The organism is Nostoc sp. NZL (genome assembly GCF_015714705.1).
In the GTDB taxonomy this organism is placed as follows: Bacteria; Cyanobacteriota; Cyanobacteriia; order Cyanobacteriales; family Nostocaceae; genus Nostoc; species Nostoc foliaceum_A.
In genome coordinates this window covers 19574-40409 of sequence record NZ_WBKL01000058.1, presented here as the reverse complement: position 1 = coordinate 40409, position 20836 = coordinate 19574, and the positions used below count along the sequence as shown (strand labels likewise).

The window sequence follows — 20836 nt, the reverse complement described above, 5'->3', positions numbered from 1 at the left end:
TTCTGTTTGAATAATTTTTTTAAATCATCCGCAAGAATTAATAAAAAATCATGATAATTATTCTTATAACTTTCTAAGAAATCAATGATATGACTGTAATCTTTGATAAATAATTGGATTTCATTAAAAACTTCTCCCTGGCTTATTTCTTCTTTTCGCTTAATTATTCCCCCAAAATGATGATGATATCTAACACCTTCTTTGATTAATCTTTGCCGTTCTCGAATATTTTTTTGAACTGCTTTTACACCCTTATTTTTTAGGACGGGTAATTGATAGGTTTGTTCGTAAATTGAAATAGTTTCGTAAGTAATTAGTTGTTTTTGCTGTTTAGTTAGCATGACCTTGATTTTCAAAACTATGAATAGTTATTAAGCTCTTACCCATTTCAACACTTTCGGGTCTTTTTCATAGCGGTACGTAAAGCCATCTTTAGTAGTAATGGACTTACCAAGGCTAGCCTTGCTCCTGATGGTGCTAATGCTAGAGTCTGTTAATGTCTGCATTTCCTTATGAGAAAGCCCTACGATTGTGTCTATCTCTGTCGATATTTTTGGTTGACTTTGGGATTCACTATTGGGTAAAACATCTATTGTGATTTCACCATTTTCGGGAGGATTAGTGACAAATTCTTTTGCTTTTTGAAGCCGATAATCCTGAACGGTTACAAGTTGCCAACTTGAATCTTGCGATAGTTCTAAGACCCATTGATGGTAATTAAACAAACTTTCTCTATGTCCAACACTGATAAAAGTTGTTTTTGTTGATTGTAACTGTTGATATAACTTTTCTTCATTAATCAAATCCAGAGCACTCGTTGCTTCATCTAATATAGTAAAGCTAGGACGAGTAACTAATAGCCGTGCGAATGCAAGACGTTGTTGTTCTCCCAACGAGAGGATATTTTCCCAAGGAACTTCAGTATCAAAACCATCCACTCGACTGAGCAAATTTTGCAGATTAACTTGTTGCAAAATTTCTTTGAGTTCTGCATCGCTCATTTCACGATTCGTATTAGGATAGAGTAACTGTTCGCGCAAAGTTCCCAAAATTATATAAGGACGTTGGGGCAAAAATAAAACTTCTTCTAAGGAAGGTCGCACCAGACGACCAGTTCCTGCGTTCCACAAACCAGCGATCGCTCTCAACAGAGAACTTTTACCTCGACCACTGGGCCCAACAATCAATAAACCTTCTCCTGGCTGAACAGACAATGACAAATCTTCAACGATCACCTGCTCATAGTTGGGCGTTTGTAAGGTGACATTCTCAAAAGCGAGATGGTTTTCTTCTACTGTTTTAATAGTACTTACTTTCTCTGGTTCTTTGGTAACAAATTCTAACGCATCTGTAAACGCACCCAAACGCTCAACATAACTAGAAAATCGTCCAGAAGTTCCAAATTCATTGATTAATTCTGCTAGAGCATTAGCAAAGAGATTGCAAGCTAAACTGGCTTGGCCAACTTCTCCAAAATCAATTTCATCTCTAATATGTAAAGGGCCGAGTACTATAAATGGAAATATTTGGATAATAGCCTGATATCCTCTGCTAAAAATATCCTTGTTTCTTTCCCAATCAATTTTGCGTTTAGCACTTTTTATGAGATTACTAAATCTTCGCTGAATTATATTTGATTCTTGATTTTCTCCCTGAAAAAAAGCTATCGATTCAGCGTGATTACGAACATGAGTCAGTGCATAACTGTAATCGGCTTTAAATTCAAGTTCTTCTTGACTAATCTTATTCAATTCTTGAGTCAAGTAAACAGCAATCACATTGCCTAGAATCGTATACACAACGAGACAAAGTGCAACAAATCGAGAAATTGACCAGACAATTATTAAAAAAGTCGCCATTTCCAGCACTTTTTCTAGGAAAGTAGCTGAAAAGCTAAGGGCATTTCGGGTAATAGGTTCGATTTCTTGGGCTAGACGTTGATCTGGGTTATCAATATCAGACTTGAAGTTTATTTTATAATAAGCACGATTGCTAAAATATTTTTCTAAAATTTGATTATTTAGCCAATTATACCAATCAAGAGCAATTTGTTTTCTGATAAATTTAGTAAATCCTACTAAGAGCGTTACGCAGATCAGGGCAGCACCATAAACCAATAATGTATCAACAAATTTATTAAAATCTTTATCTTCAATAATGACATCGACCAAATAGCGGCTAACGAAGCTATTAAAGGCAGTTACACCCACGAGCGTGATGATTAATAATATCAAGAGAATGAGCATTCCCCATGCACGAATCACATCTGAAAATGCTCGTCCCCATGCCTCTGTGGGATACCAGTAAGGGCCTGCGATCGCTTTGACATTCTCCCAAAATTGAGTAAGAGCTGAAGTAGTATTTTTTATGGGTTGATTAAGAACAGTTTTAGATTGCATGTTGTAAAAATCAGTTGAGGCTCTTGAGGCTGACTGAATAACTTTGGTATTTTACTATATTGACTACATCTTTTATTTTGCAATGCTTTTAGGTTGTGTACAGTAATTTGCAAACAAAACCTATATGCTTTAGCCGTGGGATGTAGTGTAGATCGCAGATATTCTTTCCCACTCCACAAGAACTGCGAGCTACTACATGACAAAAAAGATTATTTAAAGACTCCATTTTTCCATAACTCTAATACCTCCTTGGCTGTAAAATAGCGTTCTTGCTCAACAGCAAGAGATTTAATCACTGAGCGCATTTTTTCATATAGCTTCCTTGGTTGAGGATTTTGCAGTTGCTTTTCAAATAGATATTGAAAATTACTGACTCCACTCCATTTGCCGAAGAGAACCTCTATGCTGTTGTAAGGCAAAGCAGCATAGCTTTGAGGGTCGCTAAACAAAGAATTGACATGGATACCTGATTCGTGGCGTTGAGCAGTTTGAGAGTAAGGTGAAGCTGGACAAACACCCAATTCCTCGATGTAATCAGTCACAGTAGCGATCGCATCATAGTTAATCCCCTTGACTTCAATTCCGAAGCGGACTCGCAACCCATTTAACACTTGCTCAATGGCAACATTTCCGGCTCGTTCACCAATTCCGCAAAATGTACCCGATACGTAACTAGCCCCGGACATGATGGACTGGAGAGTATTTTCGAGAGCCAAGCCCATGTCATTGTGGTAGTGTACTCCGAAAGCAACCCCTGTTGTCCGTTGGAGCAGGTCGTTAATCCAGATATAGCTCTTTTCTGGAGTCAGGACTCCGACTGTATCGCAGAGCATGAAGTGTTCTATATAAGGGCCAAAAGAACGGATACATTGCACTAAAAAGTCAAAATCGGCTCTTGAGGCATCCTCGGCGGCAAAGTCTACTCTGAGACCAGCAACCGTAGTTGCATACTGCAAATTTTCGACAATTACATCAATGGCGTTTTGGCGAATTCTCTCGATTATTTTTGCTGGGATATCGTCATCAATGGTTTTTCCTTTAAACTCATTCAACAAACGGATCTGAGGATCTCGTAGAAAGAGTAGGCGATCGGAAAGACCCTGAAAAAGGATGATGCGCTTAACACCACAGTCTTTTGCATGATCAATATACTGCTTTTGCATTAAGGTAGCGGCAGTAATCAATCTATCAAATCCCTCTGATACTAATGTTTTAGTCAGTTCAGATTCTTGCTCACATACACAGGGCATAACGTTGAATCCAGCAACTCCTGTTTGAGCAATTAGATGGGCAAGTTTTTGTTTAGTTGGGTAAGAGAAGAAAATGCCTGCTTGTTGTTCTCCATCCCGCAGGGTTTCATCGTAAATTTTGATCGGAAGTGTTTCCATTAGACCTCTCGCAAAATTATTTTAGGGTGGGATAAATAAGGAGCCAGAATACTCTACTTTGCTCCCTCTAGCATCAAGACTTGTAATTGTGTGGCTAATAGTTTGACATTGGGTTCATAAAGCATAAGTCCGTGGTTTCCAGGTACAGAAATCACCTTGACAGGCTTTTGAGTATAGGCTTGCCATCCCCAATCGGGTAGGTCGTAATCAGAAATAGCTTGGAGTTCTTGCAAAACAATCTCCTTAACTTCTTGAGCGCGGAATAAAACAATGGGGGCAGAAATTCGATGAGTAGGCTGATAATTTGCGTAATTGAGCGTTAGCACTTTCATCACTTTCATATTGGTTTTGAGTAAAGAAAGGGTGGAGTGCTCCGGTAAAACATTATGTCGGTATAGATAGCCTGCTGCTAAATCCCACCTAGCTCGGTCATTGGGTTGAGTCGCTAAATCGTCGTATTGCAGTCCTAAAGAAACTCCCTTTAAGACTTCAATTCGTCGAATCAATTGCCAAATCCAATCAAGCTCTGCTCTATCAGTAAAATACTCTGGCTTAGAAACTAGTCCAGCGTCCAAAATAGCTAGTAAACTCACCGTTTCACCTTGCTGTTCGAGTTGGGAAACTATTTCAAAAGCAACGGCACAACCTGAAGAGTACCCTGCTAATATGTATGGACTTTTAGCTTGCTGTTTACGTAATAGCTCAATCAGTTGACTCGCATGAGTTGCTACTGAATCAGGGAGTGCGCTAGAGCCATCTCGTCCCGGAGTTTCGAGTCCATACACTGGCCGCTTAGTTCCTAAATTGATTGCCAAATCTCGAAAATAGAAGCCGTGTCCGTTTGCGCCAGGAAGAATAAATAGAGGGGTTGCATTTCCTTGAGGTTGGAGTGAAAGTAAATCGGGATTTGACTGTTGAACCTCAGTGTTCCAAAGTTGTTCTGCGAGTTGAGCAATAGTAGGATTCTGAAATAAATTACTTAAAGAAAGTTTTTGTTCGAAGACTTGTTGAATATTATTGAGTAGTTTGATAGCTAATAAAGAATGACCGCCCAATTCGAAAAAGTTATCATGAATTCCAATGTTTTGATGTTCGAGGACAGTAGACCAAACTTGTGCCAATTGCTGTTCAACTGCGTTGCGTGGGGATTCATATAAGCCCTCAACTACACCATTTGGAGCAGGTAAAGATTTCCGGTCAAATTTGCCATTGGGAGTTAAAGGTAACTCATCCAATACAATTATCTGAGCAGGTATCATATAATCGGGTAGACGGGATTTAAGATGATTTTTAAGTTGGGTGGACAAATCATTGTTGATTCCCGTTACATAAGCAATTAAACTCTGGTTGCTCTCAGTTTTATATAAAATGACAATTGCTTCTTTAACTGATGAGTGTTGCAACAAAATCGATTCAATTTCACCGAGTTCAATTCTAAAGCCCCGTAATTTAATCTGATCGTCAATGCGACCTAAATATTCAAGGTTTCCATCATCTCGCCATCTTGCTAAGTCGCCTGTTTTATAAATTCGCTCAAGTTTACCGAATAACTCAATGTTGATAAATTTTTCGGCGGTTAAATCGGGACGGTTGAGATAGCCTCGTGCTAAACCCACACCAGCGATGCACAATTCTCCAGGTATTCCTGGGGGTAATGGTTGATTTTGAGCATCTAATATATAGATACGGATATTAGATAATGGTTGACCAATGGGTGGTTTTTTTCCATTAGGATGACAGAGTGCGATGCCTCCAGCAAGCATAGCTAACGCAGCATTAACCGTAGATTCCGTAGGCCCGTAGCAATTAAAGAAACGCACTCCCTTTCCCCACTGAGTAACTAATTCGGCTGAACAAGTTTCACCACCAACAGTTAGGGATTGCAAATCGGGTAAGGTTGCTGAAGGTAAAATAGATAAGGCCGAGGGAGATAAAAAGCTGTGGGTAATTTTGTGATCAGCTAAAAAGTCAACTAAGATTTGACTGGGTAACAAGGTTTCTTTTTTCGCAAGATACAAGCAAGCACCTGTGACGAAGGTAGTTGCAATTTCAGCAATAGATAGATCAAAACTAAAAGAACCAAACTGAAGTAAACGGCTTTGGGATTGAACTTGAAAAGTTTCAGCCCAAGCCAAACTTAAATTGACAATTGCGCGATGCTCAATCATCACCCCCTTTGGTCGCCCCGTCGAACCAGAGGTATAAATTACATAAACTAAATTATTAGGCGTACTTTGAGGGCTAGGATTTTCTTTTGAAGCTTCGGCAAAAGTTACCTTATTTAAACAAATTATCTGACAGGGTTTTTTGAGGTTAGCTAGGGGTAATTGGTCTAATAGGAAACTTTGCGTCAGTAACACCGATGTCCCAGAATCTTCTAACACGAACCCAATCCGTTCTTTAGGATAATTGGGATCAATCGGCACATAAGCCGCACCTGCTTTCAGGATACCGAGTACACCAATAATCATTTCTAAAGACCGTTCAACACAGATACCAATTAAAGTGTCTGGCTTAATTTGGTGATTTTGAATTAGATAATGAGCTAGTTGGTTCGCTTTTTGATTCAGTTCTCGATAAGTTAACTGTTGAGATTCAAATACTAAAGCAATATTATGAGGATTTTTTTCAACTTGTTGTTCAAATATCTCAACTAGAGTTTTATCGTGGGGATAATCATTTTCCGTTTGATTCCAGCGTTGCAGTTGTAGAAGTTCGGGCGCTGTCATCAAAGGCAGAGTATTGATAGGTTTCCCAGGATTATCAACAATTCCCTTCAGTAAAACTTCAAACTGTTCTGCCATCCTTTGTATAGTGCTCTGATCAAAGAGATCGGTGGCGTATTCCCAAGTTAAATCTAGTTGGTTATCAGATTCTATGACCAGAATTGCTAGGTCAAACTTAGCAAACGGATAGGTTAATGGGAGCCAATCAATCTCTAGTCCTGGCAAACTTAGGTCGGGACTTTCGTTATTTTCCAGTGCTAACATGACCTGAAATAAGGGATTATGGCTCATGCTGCGTTCTGGTTGCAACTGTTCTACCAGATACTCAAAGGGAATGTCTTGATGAGAGTATGCATCTAAACAAGTTTGGCTAGTTTGTTGTAGGAACTCGATAAAACTTTGCTCAGGTTTGATTTGGTTACGTAGTATCAAGGTATTGACAAAAAAGCCGATTAATCCTTCTGTTTGGCTGTGGGTGCGATTAGCAATAGGAGAACCAATACATAAATCTTCTTGGCGACTGTAACGAGAAAGCAGAATACTGAAAGCTGCCAACAAAGTCATAAATAGACTTGCACCTTGCTGTTGACTTAAAGTTTTAATGGCAAGAGTCAACTCAGGCGGTAAGGAATAGCGATCGCGATCGCCTCGGTAGCTTTGTAATGCTGGACGGGGATAATCGGTAGGTAACTCCAATAATGGGGGAGCATCGCTGAGTTGATTTTTCCAGTACTTGATCTGGGTTTCTAAGACTTCTCCTTGTAACCAATTTCGTTGCCAGTTTGCGTAGTCGCTGTATTGAATAGCTAATGGAGACAGCTTTGGGGCCTTACTTTCAGAAAAGGCGGTATAAACTTGTCGTAACTCACGGACAAAGATTCCCATTGACCAGCCATCACTGATAATGTGGTGCATATTGATGAGCAACACATATTTCTGCCGTTTGAATTGCAGCAATTTTGCTTTAAATAAAGGCCCAGTATTTAAGTCAAAGGGTTCTTGAACATGAGCATCGATAAAATGCTGGATAGTTGGAGACGGAATTTGTTCATTAAGGTTTCGCCAGTCTTGTACAGTTAAAACTTCGATGTCATCTAAATTTTTGATCGCAATTTGAGGTTGTCCCGTCACTGTGGGAAAATACATCCTCAGACTCTCATGCCGATTCAGCAGATAGGCCAAACTAGAATGCAAAGCATCAATATTGAGGTTTCCATCTAGTTGTAAAACCATCGGCATATTGTAACTAGCTGATGGCCCTTGGAGTTGCGCTAACAGCCAGAGGCGTTGTTGAGCAAAGGAAAGGGGCTTTGGGGCATCATCTGGCAAGGTTGGAATTTCTTCTGCAATGACAGATCCGGCTTTGGCAGAATTTAAGAAGGCTAATATCTCTGCTTTGTTGGCTTGAATTTCCTGCTTGAGTTCAGAAGTTAAGGCGTTTTTGGTTGTACGCAGACGTAATTTATCATCTTCAGCCCAAATTCGGCATCCGATGTTCTGCAAACGCAGCATTAAAGAAACTACTTGCTCTTTTTGTGTCATAGTTCAATTTTCTTTTCATTCCCGCAGGTAATGCGATTCTCCTTCTCCTGGCGGAGACGCTGCGCGAACGGAGACGCTGCGCGATCGCACGGATTAATTAAAGGCCCCATTTTTCCATAACTCCAACACTTCGTTTGCTGTAAAATAACGTTCTTCTTCAATAGCAAGAGATTTGATTGCGGAGCGCATTTTCTCATATTGCTCTCTAGGTTGGGGATTGTGGAGTTGTTTTTCAAACAGATATTGGAAATTACTAGCTCCACTCCATTTGCCGAAAATAACGTCTATAGTGCTGTGAGCAAAAGCATCATAGCTTTTGGAGTCAGACAACAAAGAATTGATATGAACACCCGTTTCATGCCTTTGAGCACCTTGAGAGTAAGGGCGAGCGGGACGAACTCCTAATTTATCAATGTAATTAGTTACTGCTGCGATCGCATCATAATTAATTCCACTGACTTCAATTCCAAAGCGGACTCGCAATCCATTTAACACCTGCTCAATGGCAACATTTCCGGCTCGCTCTCCAATCCCGCAAAAAGTACCCGATATTAAAGTTGCTCCCGCCATCAGGGACTGGAGGGTATTTTCGAGAGCCATACCCATATCATTGTGGTAGTGTACACCCAATGCTACTCCTGTAGTAGATTGGAGCAGGTCATTAAGCCAGACATAGCTCTTTTCTGGAGTGAGAATTCCTACTGTATCACAGAGGATAAAGTGTTCGATATAAGGACTAAAAGAGCGGATACATTGCACTAAAAAGTCAAAATCGGCTCTTGAGGTATCCTCGCCTGCAAAGTCTACGGTGAGTCCTGCAACCTTTGTGGCATAGTGCAAATTTTCGACAATTGAATCAATAGCATTTTGGCGAATTCTATCGATTACTTTAGCTGGGATGTCATCATCAATAGTTTTTCCTTGAAACTCGCTCATCAAACGGATCTGAGGATCTCTCAAAAAGAGTAGTCGGTCAGAAAGCGCATAGATCATGACGATTCGCTTAATACCGCAGTCTTTTACTTGATCAATGAACTTCTTGTTCATTAAGGTAGCCGAAAAAATCAGACCATCCAATCCTTTTGATATTAATGTTTTAGCTAGTTCAGTTTCTTGTTCGCAGATAAAGGGCATAACGTCGATTCCATGAACCCCCGTCTGGGCAATTAAATGGGCGAGTTGATGTTTATTTGGATAAGAGAAGAAAACGCCCGCTTGTTGTTCTCCATCGCGCAGGGTATCATCGTAGATTTTGATAGGAAGGGTTTCCATTGTTTTATACTCCTTAAAAAAGAAAAGATTCAGATTTCGTTTGACAAAAGACTACTGCTGTAAGTGGCAATTGATCCTTTTCCAGGTCATACTTGCGTCACAGTTCAATTTCCTCTTCGTCTGAGTTTAAAGGTTGCATATCTGCGGTGGAGGCATTAATCCAAATGCAGGTATCGAGATAATTTGCTAATTCAGTGAGGGTGGGATACTCAAATACCCTACGCAGAGGTAGTTCTACGTTGAATATGTCGCGGATGCGGTAGCACAGTTGAGTGGCTAATAAAGAATGACCCCCCAAATTGAAGAAGTTATCATGGCGGGCGAGCGCTGCATATTTAAGCAGCTTCGCCCACAATTGGGCCAGCAATTTTTCTGTCGAGGTTACAGGTAATTCAATGTCTGTTGATGAAACGGTTGCATTGGGTGCAGGTAAAGCTTTCCGGTCTACTTTTCCATTTGGTGTTAGTGGTAGTTTTTCTAAGACAGTGAAATGGCTAGGAATCATATAATCAGGCAGATTTTGAACCAGAAAATCTCGCCATTCAGCTAATAAAGTTGGATCAACTTGATTAGTGCGATATTGCAACGGTTGATTTGCGTAATCTTGCCAAGGTTTGAGTTGTAAGTTTTCTCCTTGAGTAAATCGTGGCAATGTAACTTGTCCGGGGATATTCCGTTGAAAAACAACATCGTAATTAGCAAAATTTGTAGGGTTATTTTGGATAAAAGCCGTATAGGGTAAATCTCGCGTTAAAGTTCGGAACGCTTCGGGTTCTATCCCCGGTTTGGCTTGGGCAATTGCGGCTTTTAAATCTGAAACAGTACTATCTAATTGAGCAATTTCTTCTAACAGCGCCATTTCTGAGGTTAGACGAGCATTCGGAATATTGTTAATGCGTAACAAATCCGGTTGCTGAGTTGTTAAAATTCTCTCGATTGTTTCCAAATTAAGTTTTTCAGCTTGCCAATCTAAGCATTGTGGTTCGGCAACGGGAGTATCTGTCTGATCTAGGTGTAAAACAACGTCATAACGAAAACGACTCATTTCCGTTTGAGCATAACCCCGTTGTAATTGAATTTGCACCTGAGTAATCCGAGGAATTCTTTGTTTTAGGGCAATAAAGAAATCAGGATCAACTAGTAATTCGCCTTCGGTGTCAATGCTTTTTTTAATCTGTTGACGCAAGTCTCTAATTGACAGATAATCGGGGGCGCGATAAAACTCGACTGCGGTGTGAAAAGCTTCTAGTAGTTGAAGATTACGCACATCTCCAATAAAGATTGAACCCTGAGTTGTCACAGCTTTAACAACTCCCTCCAACACTTGTAAAAAGTAATCCAGAGAGGGAAAATACTGGATAACAGAATTGATGATTACCAAGTCATAAGCATTGGTCTCAATACCATCAAATTGGTTAGCTGCACTGGTTTTTAAAGTAACTTTGTCGTTAAGAGACTGCTGTTTGAGATGTTGTTCAATATACTGCAACGCTTCAAGTGAAAAATCTGTACCCAAATAATGCTGACAATGGGGCGCAATTTTAAACAACAACATTCCTGTCCCGCAACCGATTTCCCAGATCCGTTTGGGTTCAAGTTCCAGAATTTGGGCAACCGTTGTATCTCGCCATTCCCGCATCGCTGCTTGGGGAATGGGTTTTCCTGTGTAGCTATCATTCCAACCAGCTAGATTCAGAGTTGGATCATCGATTGGGGTTTGTTGCTGAGAATAGCTATCACTGAAAACTTGTTGCCATAATTCGACTTGTTCAACTTGCAGACTTTTATCTTCAAAGTCTTTATCTGTTGGTGTGGGTACAATATAAGCTAGCAAGCGTTGAGCGATCGCATCTTCTCTTTGTAAAATCACAACTGCTTGCTGAATTTTCGGGTGTTTGGCTAACAAGGCTTCAATTTCACCCAATTCAATCCGAAAGCCGCGCAGTTTTACTTGGTTGTCAATTCGCCCCAGATATTCTAAATTACCGTCAGGCAAACATCTGGCTAAATCTCCGGTTTTGTAGACTCGTTCTCGTTCGCCAAATAAGTCGAGTTCTATAAATTTTTCTGCTGTCAGTTCGGGACGGTTGAGATAGCCACGGGCTAAACCAGCACCCGCAATACAAAGTTCGCCAGGAATACCAGGAGGTAGGGGTTGGTTTTGGTTGTCTAAAATGTAAATACGTGCATTAGCAATTGGCTGTCCGATTAATAAATCGCCAATTAGATCCATCTTCCCAGTTGCTTCGTAGACACAACACCCCACAACCGCTTCTGTTGGCCCATATTCGTTGATCAAACGGGTATTGGGGGCATGAGTCAGCCACGGTCTTATCTGGTTGGTATGTAATGCCTCACCGCCTAAAACAAAGGCATTAACCCGATTTGGCATAGCATCAGCATTGAGTTGCTGATTTAGGATTTCCAGATGGGACGGTGTGATTTTGACAAGGGAGAGATGTTTGTTCTGTTTGACAATGTTTGCTAAAGCTTCAATCTCTTGTTTTTCTCTTACTAAGGTGGTGGTACGCCCACAAATTAGAGGTAGGTAAAGAGAGGTAATGGTTGCATCAAAGCTAAGGGAAGACTGCACAGGTGTACCTTGCCCTTGCGCTACTGCATAAAAGTCTTTGGCCCAGTGCAAATAGTTAGTTAAACCACGGTGTAGTAGTTGTACACCTTTGGGTTGCCCAGTGGAGCCTGATGTGTAAATGACATAAGCTAAATCATTGGGTTGACTTTGGCAACTTGGGTTATCTGTAGATTGGTTGGCAAAGTTATCTTTATCTAAACATAGTACCTTCGGTAGAGACGCGGTTAATCGCGTCTCTACTACGGGGTGGGGGAGAGTTTCTTTATTTGCGATCGCTAATTTATCTTTGAGTTGACTATGGGTTAGCAAAACCCTTGCTCCACAGTCTTCGAGCATGAAATGAATGCGTTCTTGTGGGTAATTGGGGTCAATTGGTACATACGCCCCACCTGCTTTGAGGATACCAAACAAGCCAACAACCATTTCTGGCGATCGCTCTACGCAAATCGCTATCAATGGATTATCAGGTAATTGTTGCTCTGCTTTGAGTTCTAATAGAGAATACGCTAGCTGATTAGCTTTTTGGTTCAGTTCTTGATAACTCAGGCTTTGGTCTTCAAACACCACCGCAATGTTATCGGGCGTTTGTGCTGCTTGTTGTTCAAACAGAGTAACTAAAGTCTGATTTTTGGGATAATCGGTGTTAGTTTTATTCCAAAGTTGCAGTTGTTGGATATCTGCTGTTGTCATCAAGGGCAGCTTACTGACCATCTGCTGGGGATTTTCAGTGATTGCTTCAAGCAAGACTTCAAAGTGTCCCGCCATGCGCCGAATGGTTTCTGCTTCAAATAAATCGGTGGCATATTCCCACATACAGCGTAGTTGACCATCCCTTTCGCAAAGGTCAAGTGTCAAGTCAAACTTGGCAAATGGATAATCTTGATCCAACCATTGAATATCAAGCCCTGGTAAACTAACATTTGTCCCCGCCCCTTCGGTGTTTTGCAACACAATCATCACTTGGAATAAGGGGTTATGGCTCAAACTGCGCTCTGGTTGTAACTGTTCTACCAAATATTCAAAGGGAATATCTTGATGAGCATAAGCATCTAAGCAAGTTTGGCGGGTTTGTTGGAGTAACTGACTAAATCCTTGCTCTGGCTTGATTTTGCTCCGCAATACCAATGTATTGACGAAAAAGCCAATTAACCCTTCTGTGTGGCTGTGGGTGCGGTTAGCGATCGCAGAACCAACACATAAATCCTCTTGACGGCTGTAACGCAATAGCAAAATATTAAAAGCCGTCAACAGGGTCATAAACAAACTAACCCCGTGTTTTTGACTGACGATTTTGAGTTTCTCAGTCAATTCGCCACTCAAACAATATTCCTCGCGCCCACCTTCGTAACTTTGTTGCGCTGGACGGGGATGATCGGTAGGCAAATCTAGCAATCGGGGAGCATCGCCTAGTTGTTGTTTCCAATAATTTTCCTGATTTTCTAAAATCTCTCCTTGTAACCAACTGCGCTGCCAAGCTGCATAATCGCTATACTGAATCGGCAACGGTGACAAATTTGGAGTATCCCCCGTAGCAAAAGCTGAATAAGCCTGTTCCCATTCCCGCTTAAATACCCCCATTGACCAGCCATCACTAATAATGTGGTGCATATTCAAGAGCAATACATTTTTCTGTTCGCTTAGTTGCAGCAATTTCGCTTTGAACAGAGGACCAGTATTTAAGTCAAAGGGTTCTTGGGCGTGGGTATTTGATAACCGTTGTACAGTTTCTGCTTGAGTTTGGGGATTAAGTGATTGTAAATCTGCGATTGCCAGTACTTCTATATCCTCTAGATTTTGGACGACTACTTGCGGCTGTCCCTCCAAGGCTGGGAAATAGGTGCGTAAAATGGGATGGCGATCGAGGAGATAATCAAAGCTTGCACGTAACGCTTCTATATTCAACTTGCCTTCAAGTTGCAGAGCCGTTGACATATTGTAGGTAGCCGAGGTTCCAGTGCCTTCAAGTTGGGCTAAAAACCAGAGTCTCGATTGAGCAAAGGACAGAGTTTTAGGAGCATTTTCAGGTTGTGGTGTGATGGGAGGTAAAGCAATTACTGAAGATGCTTTGTCAATTTCTGTTGCCAACTCAGATAAAATGCTTTGCTCAAATACCTTGCGGACAGGCAATTCCACTCCAAAACTGTCACGAATGCGGGTAACTAATTGGGTTGCTAACAGAGAATGTCCACCCAATTCAAAGAAGTTATCTTGGCGGCCAACGGACTTAGCTTTCAGGAGACTTTGCCATAAAGTCGCCAGCAGTTCTTCCGTTGGCGTGACTGGTATTTCAAAGTTAGTCGAAGTGACTGTATCTGGCGCTGGTAGCGCTCTGCGATCTAGCTTACCGTTAGGTGTAAGGGGCAACTGATCCAACACCATAATCTGGCTAGGAACCATATAATTCGGCAGGCGAATTTTCAGATAATCCTTGAGTTGACTGCCTAAATTGCTGGATTTTTCTGCCGCCGTAATATAACCAACTAACCTGGGATTATGATCAGTTTCATATAAAATAACAACCGCTTCTTTAACTGAAGGGTGTTGCAATAATAGCGATTCAATTTCACCAAGCTCGATTCGGAAGCCCCTTAGTTTAATCTGATCGTCAATGCGACCGAGATACTCAAGGTTGCCATCAGCTTCCCATCTTGCCAAGTCGCCAGTTTTGTAAATTCGCTCAATTTTGCCAAATAATTCAACTTCAATAAATTTTTCGGCGGTTAAATCGGGACGGTTGAGATAGCCTCGTGCTAAACCAACGCCAGCAATGCATAATTCTCCAGGTATTCCTGGGGGTAATGGTTGATTGTGAGCATCCAAAATGTAGATGCGGACATTGGATAACGGTTTACCAATGGGCGGTTTTTTGCCATTAGGTTCACAAACGCCTATACTCGCACTAACTGTAGATTCCGTAGGCCCATAGCCATTGAAGAAATTTCGCCCAGTTGCCCATTGTGCTACTAATTCTGCTGGGCAAGCTTCACCACCAACGCCTATAATTTGCAAATCGGGTAAGGTCGCTTGAGGTAATACCGATAAAGCGGAGGGGGGTACAATAATGTGGGAAATTTTGCGATCGCCTAAAAAATCAACCAAGCCCTGACCGGGTAACAAAGTGTCTTTTTTAGCAAGATATAAACAAGCACCCGTGGCTAGAGTGGGAGCAATTTCAGCAACAGAAATATCAAAACTAAAAGAAGCAAACTGAAGAAAACGGCTGTGGGGTTGAACTTGCAAAGTGTTAGCCACAGAAGAAGCCAGATTAGTCAACCCTCGATGCTCAATCATCACCCCCTTGGGTCGTCCCGTCGAACCAGAAGTATAAATTACATACGCTAAATTATCAGGCGTACTTTTTGGACTGAGATTATCTATTAACGTCTCAGAAAAATCTGTCTGATCTAAATAAATTATCTGACAGGGATTTTCTAGTTGAGTTAGAGGTAATTTTTCTGTCAGGAAACTTTGGGTTAACAACACCGAAGTTCCACTATCTTGTAACATCCACTGAATCCGATCTTCTGGATAACTAGGGTCAATCGGCAGGTATGCACCACCTGCTTTGAGGATACCGAGTACACCAATAATCATTTCTAAAGACCGTTCAACGCAGATACCAATTAAGGTATCTGGCTGAATTTGGTGATTTTGAATTAGATAATGAGCGAGTTGGTTGGCTTTGTGATTGAGTTGTTGGTAAGTTAAGCTTTGAGATTCAAAAACCAAGGCGAGATTATCAGGAGTTTTGGCGACTTGAGCTTCAAACAAGTCAACCAAAGTTTTATCGTCGGGGTAATCAGTTTGAGTTTGATTCCAGTTTTGCAGTTGCTGACGTTCAGCTTCTGTAATCAACGGTAGGGTATCGATGGGTTGTTGAGGATTATCGACAATTCGCTGAACTAAAACTGCAAAATGTCCCGTCATCCGTTGAATAGTTTTAGCTGCAAACAAATCGGTTGCATATTCCCACTCTCCTATTAAACCTTGAGGAGTTTCGCGGAAAATCAGCGACAAATCAAGCAGAGTCGTTGTGTTTTCCCACTTGAAGGGGGTCAGAGTTAATCCATTGGTTTCTAGTTGCTGCTGGGTTTCATTTTGCAAGCTAAAAGCCACTTGAAACAGGGGATGATGAGAGAGCGATCGCTCCAATCCCAATTCATCAACCAGTTTCTCAAAGGGTAAATCTTGATGGTCATAAGCATCCAGAGTTACTTGCTTGACTCGTTCAAGTAATTCTAAGAAACTTGGATTTCCTTGCAGATTGGTACGTAAAGCTAAGGTATTGACAAAAAAACCAATTAGTGATTCTGTTTCTCGACGATTGCGATTAGCGATCGCAGAACCAACGACAATATCCTTTTGACCACTGTAGCGCGAAAGTAACAGCGTAAATACTGTCAGTAAAGTCATAAACAGAGTAGTTCCTGATTCCTGGCTTAAACGCTTCAACTTCTGCGTTAAATCCTGATTCAGTTCTAAAAACTCACTACGCCCTCTGAAACTTTGAACTGATGGGCGGGGTCTATCTGTGGGCAATTCTAACAGGGGTGGAACTGCGGCTAATTGTTTTTGCCAGTAATTAAGTTGGGTTTCGAGTACCTCTCCCTGTAGCCATTGTCTTTGCCAGTGAGCGAAATCGGCATATTGCAGAGATAATTCGGGTAATGGAGACGGTTCTTTGGCGCAAAGTGCGCTATAAATGCTGAACAATTCACGGCTGAATATCTGCATTGACCAGCCATCACAAACAATATGATGGATGACGAGCAACAACAGATGCGATTGGTCAGTCAGTTGCAACAACTTTACCCGCAGTAAAGGAGGGTTTGATAAGTCAAATGGCTGTTGTAACTCTTCTGTCGCTAACTGCTGCGCTTTGCTTAACTGGTTTTCTTCTGTCAATTGTCGCCAATCTAGCACTTGCATCATCAGTTGGGGATGAGCGTGAATCACCTGTATTGGTTCGCCATCGACAACTGCAAAACTAGTGCGTAAGACTTCATGACGTTGAACAACTTCTCTAAGAGCTTGTTCTAAAGCAGCTATATTCAGAAATCCACTAAGTTGCCAGAAAAAAGGGACATTATAGGCACAATTTTCGCCTTCTAGTTGGTCGAGAAACCACAGTCGAGCTTGTGCAAAAGAGAGAGGAAGAGATTGTTGTCTCGATGTGGGTGTTAGAAGTGGAGTTTTCCTGTCATTATCCTGTCCAAAGAGTTGCTGTTGTTTTTTTAGTTTTTGTAGGACTAATTCTCGTTTTTCTGGTGAAAGATTTTCAAGACGTTTTAGTAGATCGCTCATAATTTTATTCCTGACAATTATGTTGAAAATCGCCTGACGATAATAATGAAATAGCGGTAAATGAGTTCTTGAAACTACTGCGTTGCTAAACCTGTTGAATGACCTCGGCTAAACGTTCCATAGCAGTTTCGATTTGTTCATCGCTTGCTGTCAGGCTAATACGAATACATTGATGTTTCCAGCACTTAAATTAATAAAATCTTGTTTTTGCTTGGTTTGTAGTGTTTCAATAATGTCTTTTGCTATGGACTTAACACCTGTAAGGCTCGACATTTGAGCACCAATTTTAGATAAGTTAGGTATCATAAAGGTTATTGTATGAGTTTTAATCATCAAAATAATAATTGCTGCGTTACCTCTTGTTCTGATAAATGCTCTACCTCTTGCAAAATACTTGCTAAATCATCATTCTCTGCTTGCTCAATTTGTTGATCGCTCACTTTTTCGGCGAGTTCAGCAATGGTGGGATTTTCAAACAAATAACGTAAAGCAAAATCTAGAGAAAAGACCTCTCTCAAGCGAGAAATAATTTGGGTAGCTAGTAAAGAATGTCCCCCCAATTCAAAAAAATTATCGTGAATTCCAACCTGTTTTACTTTGAGAACTTCAGTCCAAATCGTGGCTAATTCTTGTTCCGTAGGCGTGCGAGGAGCAACAAAATCAACCTCTAGATTTCTTTGGGAAGTATCTGGGGCAGGCAAAGCACGGTGATTGATTTTACCATTGGGCGTTAAAGGTAATGCCTCTAGAAATACGAAAGCCGTGGGAATCATGTAATCAGGCAGCTTTTTCTTGAGGAAGTTTCGCAGACTGCTAGGTGTTGGCTGATTATTCTTGGTAATAAGATATGCCACTAAATACTTGTTCCCAGGTTCATCTTCGCGCACAATGGCAACGACTTGATTTATGTCAAGATGTTGAAGTAAAATCGCTTCAATTTCTGCTAACTCAATGCGAAAGCCGCGAATTTTCATCTGTGTATCAATTCGACCGATAAATTCCAGGTTTCCATCAGGAAAACGGCGGGCTAAATCTCCGGTTTTGTAAAGTTTATCTCCCTCAACAAAAGGATTAAGAATAAATTTTTCACGGGTTAATGTTGGTTGATTTAAGTAACCTCTAGCAACACTTGCCCCACCCACATAAAGTTCTCCAGAAACGCCAAGGGGAACTCTGTGCAAATCTTTATCTAGTAGGTAAACTTGTCTGTCGCCGATGGGTTTTCCAATAGGAATTGAATGCACATTTTCAGCAAGTTGTTTAGGAATCGGGTAGCAACAAGTAAAAACTGTACATTCCGAAGGGCCATAAGCATGAATTAATTGCGTTCCCGGTAATAATTCTAAGGCGCGACGAACATGAGGAACAGAAACGGATTCTCCCCCAAACATCAGTTGTTTAATTTCTGACAAACCTTCCGGCATCATGTCAATCATGAGATTGAATAGAGCCGTAGTTAGAAATAGGATGTTAACTCTTTGTTCTTGAATAATCTGGCTTAAGCCTTCTGGTGTGGGAATTTTATCTGGATAAAGTACACAACGCCCACCGTAAAGAAAGGGCGGCCAAAGTTCTAGGGTTAGTGCATCCCAAGAAATTGATGAATGTTGCAGCCAAATTTGTTCTGCATCAAGGTGAATATAATCAACCCCAAATATAAAACCAATAATGCTACGATGGGTAACTTCTGTTCCTTTTGGTGTTCCTGTTGAGCCAGAGGTATAAATGATATAAGCTAAGTTTTCTGGATTAACTTCGCTATGTAAATTGTCTTCTTTGTGTTGAGCAATGATTTTCCAATCTGAGTCAAGATTAACCACAGTTTGATTATTGATTGGGAGCCTATCTTGCAAATGAGTTTGCGTTAGTAAGATCGGTATCTGTACATCTTCCAGCATGAACGCCAGTCTTTCTGAAGGATAAGCTGGATCTAGGGGGATGTATGCTCCACCCGCTTTGAGGATAGCCAGTATTCCTATTACCATTTCTAGCGATCGCTCTACACAAATTCCCACCCGGACTTCGGGTTTAACTCCCAGTGATTGTAAATAATGGGCTAATTGATTAGCACGATTATTTAGTTCTCGATAAGTTAAATTTTGTTGCTTATATACAATTGCTACTGCATCAGGAGTTTTTTCTACCTGTTGTTCAAATAAAACATGAATACATTTGTAATTAATAGAATATATTTCTTGCTGATTTTCTAGCAGAATCAATTGATCTTCTTCATCTGCGCTGAGTAAAGATAATTGGGAAATATTTCGTTGTAAATTAACTGACATTCCTGTTAGCAATGTTTGGAAATGTCTAATCATGCGGGCAATTGTCTGTTCCTCGAAGCGGCTAGTATCATAAACAATTCTGCCAGACAATTGTGAAGCAGGATTAATAACTACAGTTAAAGGATAATTTGTGCGTTCAAAACAACTAATATGACTAATTTCTAAAGTTTTTTTGGTTTCCTGTTTAGCAGAATCTAGCGGATAATTTTCAAATACTAAAATACTTGCAAATAATGGCACTCCTGGAGGAATATCACTGAGCTTTTGAATTTCTGCTAGGGAACAATAAGCATACTGTTGCTGTTCTAATGCTTGGGTTTGTAATTGCTTGAGCCAGGGTAATAATTCTGTCTTATTTGTAACTTTTACCCTTATCGGAAGAGTATTGATAAATAGCCCTACCATCGAGTCTACTTGCTCAAGGGTTGGTGGACGACCGGATACAGTCGCACCAAAGACCACATCGCTTTCCCCACTGTAGCGTGACATTAGTAACGCCCATGCTCCCTGCACCAAATTATTCAAAGTTAAATGGTACTGTCGCGCTGCATATTGCAATTTTTCAGTTACCGTTTGAGATAATTGAAAACTTTGTTCATTATATGTTTCCAGCCCCCTGTTCCCTCCCAAAAAAGTAGGAGTTTCAAAACCCTGGAGAGTTGTTTGCCAAAAGTTCTTTGCTTGATCGATATCCTGTTGCTGTAACCACTCAATATATTCTCGATAGGGGCGAACAGACTGGAGGCGTAAATGTTCGCCTCGCTGATGTGCTTCATAAAAAGCTAAAACTTCTTTGAGGATAATCTGCATCGACCAGCCATCAAAGAGGATATGATGATGGCTCCAGATAAATTGGTAAGTATAGTTCTCTAGCTGGATGATAGTGAAGCGCATCAGGGGAGCAACATCCAGTTCAAATCCTTTTTGGCGATCGCATTTCAAAAAATCCTCTAGATGCTGTTGTTGTTCATCGGGCGTGAAATTCCGCCAGTCCAGTTTTTCCCACGGAAGATCCACTTGCTTACTCACCATTTGCAAGGGCTTTTCTATCTCTTTCCAATAAAAGGAACTGCGTAAAATTGGGTGTCGTGCAACAACCTGTTCCCAAGCTTGCTGGAAGGCAATAAAATTTAATTCTCCAGAGAGGATGCAAAGCAACTGCTCAAAATAAACTTCCGATTCTGGCGCATAAAGGGTATGAAACAGCATCCCCTGCTGCATGGGCGAAAGTTCATAAAGATCATCGATATTGTTCATGAAACTACCTCTGAGTTGGAACTGGAGACTGGGAAGTGGGGAGAATAAAAAATGATTCTTGACAAATGAC

General features: G+C 40.9%; 6 protein-coding genes and 2 pseudogenes. All 8 read right to left on the bottom strand.

Features of this window, described 5'->3' with window-relative positions; translation table 11 throughout:
• Window positions 1-341: pseudogene (locus F8R90_RS08090) on the bottom strand (GUN4 domain-containing protein); the annotation flags it as partial.
• Window positions 342-371: 30 nt separating this feature from the next.
• Entirely contained in the window at window positions 372-2399 is a 2028-nt protein-coding gene (locus tag F8R90_RS08085; RefSeq protein ID WP_196510327.1) for an ABC transporter ATP-binding protein/permease, read from the bottom strand.
• Window positions 2400-2608: 209 nt separating this feature from the next.
• Entirely contained in the window at window positions 2609-3787 is a 1179-nt protein-coding gene (locus tag F8R90_RS08080; protein WP_196510326.1) for a 2-isopropylmalate synthase, read from the bottom strand.
• Between the two features lie 53 nt (window positions 3788-3840).
• Window positions 3841-8055, bottom strand: coding sequence for a non-ribosomal peptide synthetase (locus tag F8R90_RS08075; protein WP_196510325.1), 4215 nt, complete (start codon window positions 8053-8055; stop codon window positions 3841-3843).
• Between the two features lie 93 nt (window positions 8056-8148).
• On the bottom strand, window positions 8149-9327 hold the full coding sequence (locus tag F8R90_RS08070; RefSeq protein ID WP_196510324.1) for a 2-isopropylmalate synthase: 1179 nt from the start codon (window positions 9325-9327) through the stop codon (window positions 8149-8151).
• Window positions 9328-9424: 97 nt separating this feature from the next.
• Entirely contained in the window at window positions 9425-17224 is a 7800-nt protein-coding gene (locus F8R90_RS08065) for a non-ribosomal peptide synthetase (RefSeq protein WP_196510323.1), read from the bottom strand.
• A 174-nt stretch (window positions 17225-17398) separates the two neighbouring features.
• Window positions 17399-17530: pseudogene (locus tag F8R90_RS32755) on the bottom strand (valine--pyruvate transaminase); the annotation flags it as partial.
• A gap of 26 nt (window positions 17531-17556) precedes the next feature.
• A complete protein-coding gene (locus F8R90_RS08060; RefSeq protein WP_196510322.1) occupies window positions 17557-20766 on the bottom strand; it encodes a non-ribosomal peptide synthetase in 3210 nt (1069 codons plus the stop codon).
• Window positions 20767-20836: the final 70 nt, after the last annotated feature.

Bases quoted from the DNA above. Each gene is read 5' to 3' on its own strand.
- F8R90_RS08065 (WP_196510323.1), bottom strand. From the start codon at position 17,224: ATGAGCGATCTACTAAAACGTCTTGAAAATCTTTCACCAGAAAAACGA.
- F8R90_RS08080 (WP_196510326.1), bottom strand. From the start codon at position 3,787: ATGGAAACACTTCCGATCAAAATTTACGATGAAACCCTGCGGGATGGA.
- F8R90_RS08085 (WP_196510327.1), bottom strand. From the start codon at position 2,399: ATGCAATCTAAAACTGTTCTTAATCAACCCATAAAAAATACTACTTCA.
- F8R90_RS08060 (WP_196510322.1), bottom strand. From the start codon at position 20,766: ATGAACAATATCGATGATCTTTATGAACTTTCGCCCATGCAGCAGGGG.
- F8R90_RS08075 (WP_196510325.1), bottom strand. From the start codon at position 8,055: ATGACACAAAAAGAGCAAGTAGTTTCTTTAATGCTGCGTTTGCAGAAC.
- F8R90_RS08070 (WP_196510324.1), bottom strand. From the start codon at position 9,327: ATGGAAACCCTTCCTATCAAAATCTACGATGATACCCTGCGCGATGGA.